Annotated in this window: 1 pseudogene; it reads left to right on the top strand. The window is 49.5% G+C overall.

The window, feature by feature from the left end:
- Positions 1–606, top strand: a pseudogene (locus NW856_RS13300) (RNA-guided endonuclease TnpB family protein); the annotation flags it as partial.

Consider the following 606-nt stretch of genomic DNA (forward strand, 5'->3'; position numbering starts at 1 on the left):
GGGTAGCAGAAGCTCAAGCGGCAAAACTCTCTGCTACCCTTTCTGCTTTCACAGAAGCCTTGAACTGGGTCAATGCCAACACCCCAGCAAAGGTAGTCAATGCCATCAAGCTCCAATCCCTTTGCTACTACGAACTTAGGTCGCGATTTGGCTTGTCCAGTAACTTGGCACAGCAGGTATGCCGCAGAGTCGCAGGTAGTCGCAAAGGAGCACAACAGAAAAACAGGCCAGTCAAAGAATTTAAGAAGCCGTTTGATACTTACGATGCCCGCATCTTTTCCTTCAGAGAGAAAGATTGGACAGTGTCCATCACTACCGTTGATGGCAGGGAACGGTTTGAGTTAGCCATCGGCAACTATCAACGCAGGAAGTTAGCAGGGACAAAACCCAAAGCAGCGACTCTGGTTCAGCGTCGTGGTGGTGGGTTCTATCTGCAAATTTGCCTAGAGACAGAAACACCTGTTACCAAACCGCAAGAGCGAGTAATAGGCGTGGATTTGGGGAGAACAGACATTGCCCATACATCGGAGGGAGAGAACTGGCATGGACAGCAGTTGAGCAAAATACGAGAGCATTATTCCAAGCTGAGAGCGGTACTCCAGCAAA

It is taken from the genome of Synechococcus sp. R3-13, assembly GCF_047462195.1.
Lineage (GTDB): Bacteria > Cyanobacteriota > Cyanobacteriia > Thermostichales > Thermostichaceae > Thermostichus.